At 32.6% G+C, this 9501-nt stretch carries 5 protein-coding genes; 4 read left to right on the top strand and 1 reads right to left on the bottom strand.

Going from position 1 to position 9501, the window contains the following annotated elements; all coding sequences use genetic code 11:
- The 4 genes from IAI56_RS14395 to pafA form a co-directional block, all read left to right on the top strand.
- Window positions 1-3994, top strand: a 3994-nt coding sequence (locus tag IAI56_RS14395) for a T9SS type B sorting domain-containing protein (RefSeq protein ID WP_187658529.1), incomplete at its 5' end; no start/stop codon positions are given.
- A gap of 17 nt (window positions 3995-4011) precedes the next feature.
- Complete coding sequence (locus tag IAI56_RS14400) at window positions 4012-4965, top strand: PorP/SprF family type IX secretion system membrane protein (RefSeq protein ID WP_187658530.1); 954 nt, start codon at window positions 4012-4014, stop codon at window positions 4963-4965.
- A gap of 9 nt (window positions 4966-4974) precedes the next feature.
- On the top strand, window positions 4975-6855 hold the full coding sequence (locus IAI56_RS14405) for an OmpA family protein (RefSeq protein WP_187658531.1): 1881 nt from the start codon (window positions 4975-4977) through the stop codon (window positions 6853-6855).
- Between the two features lie 147 nt (window positions 6856-7002).
- Window positions 7003-8616: an alkaline phosphatase PafA gene (gene pafA / locus IAI56_RS14410; RefSeq protein WP_187658532.1), complete on the top strand. Its 1614-nt coding sequence runs from the start codon at window positions 7003-7005 to the stop codon at window positions 8614-8616.
- Window positions 8617-8641: 25 nt separating this feature from the next.
- Here the strand turns inward: pafA and IAI56_RS14415 are convergent.
- Window positions 8642-9501, bottom strand: an 860-nt coding sequence (locus IAI56_RS14415; protein ID WP_244970340.1) for a DUF3667 domain-containing protein, incomplete at its 5' end; no start/stop codon positions are given.

The following is a 9501-nucleotide window of genomic DNA, read 5'->3' on the forward strand; positions in this document are numbered from 1 at the left end:
CACGACTTTAACCTTTACAGGAACACCAAATGCTACGGTAACGTACAACATCAATGGTGGAACGAACCAAACAATAACCTTAAACGCAGCAGGAACAGCTACGATAACAGTAAGTCCAACGGCAACAGGAACGATAAATATCGTAAGCGTAGCAAGTTCAGGAACACCAAGTTGTATAAATCCACAAACGAGTAGTATTCCAATCACTATAGTTGAAGCGCCAATTGCTGGAGTTACACCACAACCGCAAGTATTGTGTGTAACTTCACCGTCAATTGATTTATTTTTATTACTTGGAAATACAGCGCAAACTGGCGGAACTTGGTCACCAGCATTGGCAAGCGGAACAGGTGTTTTCAACCCTGCTGTTGATTTGTCAGGAAGTTATACTTATACTGTCACTGGCAATCCATTATGTCCTCCAGCACAAGTAACAGTTCAAATTACTGTAAATCCAATTCCAAATGCTGGAAATGATGTTGCGAATTATAACGTTTGTTCAAATCAAAATTCAATAGATTTATTCACACTTTTAGGTTCAAACGCACAAACTGGCGGAACTTGGTCTCCAGCATTAGCTAGTGGAACAGGAGTTTTAAATCCTGCCGTTGATATTTCAGCAACTTATACTTATACAGTAGTTGGAATTGCTCCATGTGTTGATGATTTTGCAACAGTAGAAGTGATAATCACGCAAGGACCAGAAGCAGGAAATAATAATTCTATCACAGTTTGTCAAAACAGTCCAACTCAAGACTTATTTTTAGCGTTGGGAACAAATGCACAAACAGGAGGAACTTGGTCACCAGTATTATCAAGCGGAACAGGAGTTTTTAATCCTTCTATAGATTTGGCTGGAGATTATACATATTCACTTTCTGGAAATGACCCATGTGATAATGATGAAGCGACAATAACTGTAATTGTAAATCCTGTGCCTGATGCTGGAGAAGATGGGACACATATTTTCTGTACAAATGATGCACCTCAGGATTTATTTGATTTCTTAAATGGTAATCCACAAACAGGTGGAACTTGGTCGCCAGCATTAGCTAGTGGAACTGGCGTATTCAATCCTTTGGTTGATGTTGCTACTACTTATACCTATACTGTTGGTGGGAATTTATGTGATACTGATACTGCAAATGTTGTAATTACTGTGGTTCAATCTCCAATTGCTGGTGCTGACGGGCAATTAACAACATGTGCAGATGTAATAAATTTAGATTTAACTACTGGTTTAGATGGAACGCAAGGAGTTGGAACTTGGACAGATGATGACAATACTAGCGCTTTAACTGGAAATGTTTTCAATCCATCATTAGTTGGTGTTGGAACTTATACATTTACTTACACAGTTACAGGAGGAACTTCACCATGTACAACAGATACTTCAGTCGTAACTGTAACAGTTAATCCATTGCCAAATGCTGGAGATTTTGTAGCTACTTCTCCAATTTGTACTTCGGTTGGAACATTTGATTTGAATACTTTATTGACAGGTCAGGACTTGGGTGGAAATTGGCTCGATAGTACAAATACAATAATAGTAAACCCAATTAATGTTAGTGCTTTAACTTCGGGAATCTATAATTATACTTATGAAGTTACTAATTCTTGTGGAGATGACGAGCAGTTAGTACAATTAGAAATCTTACCAACACCAGTTGTTTTAACTTCAAATGTAACCATAACTCCAATTTGTATTGGCGGTAATGCTACTGTTCAGTTTAGTGGAATGCAAGATGGAAACTATACTATAAATTATTCTGTTTCGGGTGTAAATAATATCACAACTCAATCCGAAACTATCACAATAACTGGCGGTTTAGGAAGTTTTAGCATTCCATCAACATCGCTTTCTAACATCGGAACATCTACTATAACATTTGAAAACATTACTAATACAGTAACAAATTGTACCGCTACTTTAGCAAATAGTTCAGCGATTATAGAAGTGAAACCTTTATTAGATATTCTTCCAAATGTAATCACAGTTGCAAATGTTTGCCTTGGTACTGATGTTACAGTTGTATTTACTAATGCAACTAATTTCCCAGACGGAACATATCAATTTAATTATACCATTCCAACAGGAAATCCAACAACAGGAAATTCAGGAGATGTTTTAATTACTGCTGGAAATGGTCAATTTACAATTCCTGCATCTGTTTTTGCAACGGTTGGAAGTTATGCTTTGACTCTAACTGGAATAACTTCTTCTGCGGAATGTTCTAATCCAACGGTTTCATCATCGGTTACTTTTGATGTTCAAGCGACGCCAAATTCAGGAACATTTACTGGATTAATTTCTATTTGTCCATCAACGGGAGTTTTAGATTTAAATTCACTTTTGGAGAATGAAGATACTGGTGGTGAATGGAAGGATAGTACTGGACAAGTTGTCAATTCTCCTTTGACGATTATCAATTTTTCTCCAGCAACTTATTCTTATACCTATACCGTAACCAATTCTTGTGCTTCGGTTTCTACAACGGTTCAGTTTACTATTTTACCAAATCCACAAATAGCGTCTTTTAATATTTTAATAAATCCGAACTGTCTTGGAATTGATACAATTGTAACTTTAAATGGAATGGTAGATGGTATTTATACTTTATTCTATGATTTGTCTGGAAGTAATACCTTAGCTGGACAAACTGCAACCGTAACAATTGCAGCTGGAACAGGAACTTTTACTATTCCAAGTTCAAATTTAACCAATGCTGGTACAACGGTTATCACTATTACAAGTATTGTAAATACAGTAATCAATTGTTCTAACAGTGTTGTTAATGTTTCTGCCCAAATGCAAATTACACCACTTTCTTCAATTGATAGTTCTAACGTAAATATTGCTGATGTTTGTATTGGAGATGAAATAACAGTTGAGATATTAAATGCACTTAATTTGACAGATGGTGTATATCAATTTAATTATTCAATTCCAGGTGCAAATCCAACTACTGGAAATTCAGGCGATGTAACAATTACTTCTGGTAACGGACAGTTTACTATTCCTGCAACTTCTTTTTCAACAGCTGGAAGTTATACATTGACTATTGTTGGAGTTACAACTACATCAGGTTGTTCAAATACGACTATAACTGCATCGACTAATTTTACAATACAACCATCTTTAGATATAACTGGTGCTACGGTTTCTGCACAAGATACTTGTGTTAATTTTCAAAGTTTAGTGACTATTTCAAATGCTAATAGTTTACCAGATGATAGTTATACTATTACTTATACTTTATCTGGTGCAAATGTATTTACTGAAACCATAACAATTCCATTTGTTTCTGGTTCTGCAAATTTCACACTAGCGCAAACTATTTTAACTAATGCTGGTGTAACTACAATTACAATTACAAACATCACATCAACTACTGTAACATGCAGTTTAAACGGAACAACTTTTCCACCTTATACATTTGAAGTTGAACAATTAGGTACACCAACTTTAGTTCAAGATGGTAATCTTTTCTGTGAAGATGAAAATCCAACAGTGGCAGATTTATCAGCTAATATTTTAAATGGACAAACGGTTGTTTGGTACAATTCTGAAACTGGTGGAACAGCTTATGCAGAAACGGATTTATTAGCTCACAATACAACCTATTATGCTGCCTTAGTTTCACAAAGTGGATGTGAAGGACCAATACGATTAGAAGTTACAGTTGATTTAACCATTTGTGATGATATAGTAATTCCTGATGGTTTTTCTCCAAACAATGATACTATTAACGACACATTTGAAATAGTAAATCTGCCTATAATTTACCCTAATTATAAATTAGAAATCTATAATCGTTACGGAAATATTTTATATACTGGAAATAAAAACACACCATTTTGGGATGGAACAACAACAGAAAAAGGTATGAATGTTGGAGGAAATATTGTGCCAACAGGAGTTTATTTCTATATTTTATATTTCAATGATGGAGTTAAAAAACCTGTTCAAGGTAGATTATATTTAAGCAGATAATAGAAATGAGTACAATCATGAAAAACAAATTTTTAAAATATCTCATTGCTACAGCTTTATTTTTGATGGCTGTAAAATCTTCTGCGCAACAAGATCCAATGTTTACGCATTATATGTATAATATGAGTATCATAAATCCGGCTTATGCGACTGATAATACTGATGTATTAAATCTTGGTGGTTTATATCGAGCTCAATGGGTTGGTGCTGTTGGCGGACCAACTACAGGAACTTTTTTTGCTCATAAAGCCATGTCCAAAAGAGTTGAACTTGGAGTGTCGATTGTTCATGATGAAATAGGTGATGTCGTTAACGAAAATAATGTGTTTGTCGATTTTGCTTATGTTTTACCTATTTCTGAAAAAACAAAACTATCTTTTGGAGCTAAGGCAGGAGCAACATTTTTTGATACTAATTTTAATGGATTTGAATATACTGATCCTGAACTTGATCCTGCATTTGCTAATAACATAAGTAAAGTTTTTCCAAATATTGGTGCTGGTATGTATTTATTTGGTGAAAATTATTATGCAGGTATTTCAGTCCCAAATTTGTTGATGACGAAACATTTAGAACGCCAAGATGGAATTATCGAAAATGGAGTAGAAGCAATGCACTTTTTTATTACTGGTGGTTATGTTTTTACCTTCAACGGAAATGAAAACTTCAAACTGAAACCAGCTTTTATGGCAAAAGCTGTTTCTGGTACTCCAGTTTCTATAGATTTTACTACAAATATGTTATTTAATAATAAGTTTGAATTTGGAGTTGGTTATAGACATGGAGATTCGGTTTCTGGTTTGACTAGTTTTTATGTGACTCCAACATTGCGAATAGGGTATTCTTACGATTATACTTTAACCAATTTGAGGAATTTTAATTCTGGTTCACATGAAGTATTTCTTTTGTTTGATATAGATTTTGGAAAACTTTCAGGAAAAGGGTATGATAAATCACCACGTTTCTTTTAATACTTTGGCATGAAAAAAATATTTTATATATTATTTATAATAGGTTGCTTTACAAATCTTTTTGGACAAAAAAAGCCAACACTAAAGCAAGCACATAAGCTTTTTGAAAGAAAAGCTTATGTGAAAGCCGCCGAAATGTATGAACAACTTGGAACAAAAAAAGAAGTATTACAAAACTTAGGAGATAGTTATTATTACAATTTCCAAATGTTGAATGCGGTTAGAGCTTATGGACAATTGTTTTTTGAGCATAAAGACAGTTTAAAACCTGAAGTGTATTTTAGATATGCAAATGCTTTAAAAGGAACTGCTGATTTTGAAAAAGGAGATGCTATTATGAGTGAATATTTAGGTTATGAGCAAAATACACCTAAATTTATGAAAAACATCACTAGAAATTCCGCTTTTACATATAAACTAGTATTGATGTCAAAAAATAAAAACAATGGTGATTTTGGGATTTCTTTTTTTGGTGAAAAAGTTGTTTTTGCCTCTTTAAGAAACTCCGAAAACGCATCTTATGGATGGAATGAAAGGCCATATCTAGATTTGTTTTCTGCATCTGTTAATAATGAAGGTCAGTTAACTAATGTTGAGCCTTTTCCAGAAGAAATTAATACTAAAACTCATGAAAGCTCTGCTGTTTTTACTTCCGATTTGAAAACTATGTATTTCAATAGAACTGGAGAAAAACAAGTTGAAATTGGAAATCAAAGATTTGCTTCAGTAAAAATATACAAAGCTGAATTCAAAGATGGAAAATGGACTAATGTTACAATGTTACCTTTTTCAAGTGATCAATATTCTGTGCAGCATCCAGCATTGTCCAAAGATGAAAAAAAATTATATTTTGCGAGTGATATGCTTGGAACAATCGGTTCTTTTGACATTTTTGTAGTTGATATAAATGACGATGGAACTTACAGTCAACCTCGAAATCTAGGCGAAAATATTAATACAATTCATAGAGAGCAATTTCCTTTTATTGCAGATGATGGTTCACTATATTTAGCTTCTGATGGTCATCAAGGTCATGGCAATCTTGATAATTTTATATGTTATAAATTAAATGAAACCGATTTCAGTAAACCAGAAAATCTTGGTTTAACAATCAATAGTGAAATGGATGATTTTAATTTAATTCTTGATTATAAAACTGGTAAAGGTTACTTTTCTTCTAATAGAACTGGAGATGATAATTTATATACTGTTACAATGGAGGAAAATAAACTTTTGTTTGCTGTTGAAGGAGTTGTTAGAGATAAAAATTCGTTACAATTACTGCCAGGAACAACCGTAAAATTATTTAACGAAGCTGGTGATTTATTGGAAGAAGTTATTGTTGGAAAAGATGGTGATTTTGTCTTCAATACTGAACCTGATAAAAAATATAAAGTAATGGCATTCAGAGATTTTTATATTCCAGCCGAAGCTTATTTTGATACCAGTGAAAAAGGTAAAGTCTATATTGACTTGGAAATGAAGGTAGAATCATACTCTGATGCTGAAAAGAATATCAAGAAAGATGCAGAAGGTTCATTCTTTATCGAATTAGAGAATATTTATTTTGATTTAGATAAATCCAATATTAAACCTCAAGCTTCACAAGTGCTCGACGGCTTAATTACATTACTAAAAAAGTATCCTTACATGGAAATAGAAATTGGAGCGCATACTGATTCACGTGCTTCTGAAATATATAACCTTAGATTGTCAAATAGAAGAGCTGCTTCTGCACTAGAATATCTTGTGCAAAATGGAATTGAAAGGAAGCGTTTACGTTCTGTTGGTTATGGGGAAGCAAGACCATTGATAATTTGTCCTAAAAATGATTGTACTGAAACAGAGCATGCTACCAACCGTAGATGTACATTTAGAATTATAAAATAATAAAAGCATAGTTGTTATTTATTAGTTGTTTATTTAATTGGGTTCAAATGCACACTTCAACAAAGTGTGCATTTGTTTTTTTAATTACAATACTTTAACATCTTTTCTTTTTTGATTTGCTAAATTTGAAATCTTGAATTATTTGTTATGAAAAGTTTAAAAACTAAATTATTATTAATTATTTCTACAATAACTTTTGCCCAATCTAAACAACCAAAATTAGTGGTCGGAATTGTAGTTGATCAAATGAAAACTGAATATTTATATCGTTTTCATAGCGATTTTTCCGAAAATGGTTTTAAAAGATTGATGAATGACGGTTACACGTTTTACAACATGCATTACAATTATATGCCAACGTATACTGCGCCAGGACATGCATCGGTTTACACCGGAACAACCCCGGCAATCCACGGAATTGTAAGCAACGAATGGTTTCACAGAACGTTGAAAAAAGAAGTGTATTGTACTGATGACGAATCAGTTTCGACTTTAGTTCCAGGAACTGAAAAAGAAGGGAAAATGTCGCCAAAAAATCTACAAGCCACAACCATTACCGACGAATTAAAATTGGCAACTAATTTCAAAGGAAAAGTGATTGGAATGAGCATCAAAGATCGTGGAGCAATTCTTCCAGCAGGACATTTCGCCGATTGGGCATTTTGGTACAGCAAAACAGGAAACTTTATTTCGAGTTCTTTTTATGGAAAAGAAATGCCAAAATGGGTTGAAGAATTCAATAACGAAAAACAATATTTGCCTTATTTAGAAAAAGGTTGGAGTTTGTTAAAACCTATCGAAACTTACAATGAGAGTTTGGTTGACGATAATCCCTATGAAGGTAAATTATATAAAAAGTCACCTGTTTTTCCGTATAATTTAAAAGAAATGTATGAAGCAAATGATGCAGGAGTTTTAAGAGTAACACCTTTTGGAAATGATGTTTTGGCAAATCTAGCAAAACGTGCTATTGAAAATGAAAATTTAGGAAAAGATGATATTGCTGATTTCTTAGCGGTAAGCTTTTCTTCCACAGATTATATCGGACACACATTTGGACCGCGTTCCATTGAAATTCAGGATACTTATTTGCGTTTGGATTTAACCATTGCTGATTTTCTAAATTATTTGGATAAAACAGTTGGCAAAGGAAATTACTTGGTTTTCTTAACAGCTGATCATGCATGTGCCGAAAATTCTACGCATTTAAAAGATAATAAATACGAAGTAGATAATATCAGTTATAAAGATGTTTCAAAAGATTTAATTGCGTTTTCTAACGAAACATTTGGAACCAATCTTTTGCTGAGATATGATAGTTATAACGTGCATTTGGATAAAGAAATTATTAAAAGTAAAGGATTGGATTTAGCAAAAGTAAAACAGAGTTTCAAGGATTTTCTTTATACTAAAAACTATGTAAAAAGAGTTTACACCGAAGAAGAAGTTTTGGCTTCATCGGGTAATGACCAATTATTGAATTTTGTCTTTAAAGGTTATGATCCAACACAAAACGGCGATTTGTATTTTGTGTATAAACCCGGATTTGTAGAATATTCTGCAACAGGAGCAACTCATGGTTCGCCATATTCTTATGATACAAATGTACCGTGTATTTTCTACGGATGGAATATTCCAAAAGGGAAATCACACGATAAAAAAGTGATTACTCAAATAGCGCCAACGTTATCACAAAAATTAAAAATCACCTTACCAAACGGAACGGATAGCGAGGTTTTAAATGAGGTTTTGGAGAAATAGATTTTTACTAAATGTGTAATAAATTTTATTTAACAGGTGCAAGTTTTTTCAAACCATCAATGCCTTCTGTTAAAATTGTCCAAGCAATAAAACTTATAACAATACCAATATACAAGAATAAACCAATTATCACAAAGAAAACAACTTTCACAATTACATCTCCAATGCTTCTTTCTGGAAAAAAATCTTTATAAAACCAAACCATTATCACGGGAATTGATAGTATCGAAACCATTGTTACAGTCATAAACAATCCTAAATTTCCATCTTTTAGAAAAAATAAAATGGGATAGAGAAACAATATGTTGAATAGTGAATAAAAACATTGAATATAAGCATTCATAATGATATGTTCATAGTAATTTGTTTTCCATTTTCTAAACAATAAATAGGTAATTATGGAAATTACTGGAATGGAAATTAACATAATTAATGAGTTGTAACTTGATAAAAAAGTCATCAAGTTATTACTTGTAGTTTCTGGCATTTTTAAACTGGCATAATACTCTTTCATTATTCTTGTTGTATCCAAAAACTTGAACGAAATAAAAGTAGAAATACCACTCAATAGAAAGGTCAATAAAATGGGTTTATAATGATTTACTCGGCTACCTTCAATAAATTCTTTTGCCGTTTTTCCAGGATTTCTGAGAATTTTTTTTACTGAATAGAAAAAACCTTTATTGGTATGCAAAACCGTATATTGCAATTCATCAATCAAGTATTTTCTATCAATACGCTTGTATTTTTTTTGACCACAATTGCTACAAAAATTACCAGTGATTAAAGTTTCGCAGTTTTTACAGTTGTCTTCCATAATATGAAAATAGTTTTTAAGGTGTGTTTCAGTTGAGTTCAAAACTAAAAAAAATACCCCGAAATAAT

The sequence above is a fragment of the Flavobacterium macrobrachii genome, assembly GCF_014486675.1.
In the GTDB taxonomy this organism is placed as follows: Bacteria; Bacteroidota; Bacteroidia; order Flavobacteriales; family Flavobacteriaceae; genus Flavobacterium; species Flavobacterium macrobrachii.

Excerpts from the sequence above, each read along its gene's own strand:
- pafA (WP_187658532.1), top strand. The coding sequence starts at position 7,003 with ATGAAAAGTTTAAAAACTAAATTATTATTAATTATTTCTACAATAACT.
- IAI56_RS14400 (WP_187658530.1), top strand. The coding sequence starts at position 4,012 with ATGAAAAACAAATTTTTAAAATATCTCATTGCTACAGCTTTATTTTTG.
- IAI56_RS14405 (WP_187658531.1), top strand. The coding sequence starts at position 4,975 with ATGAAAAAAATATTTTATATATTATTTATAATAGGTTGCTTTACAAAT.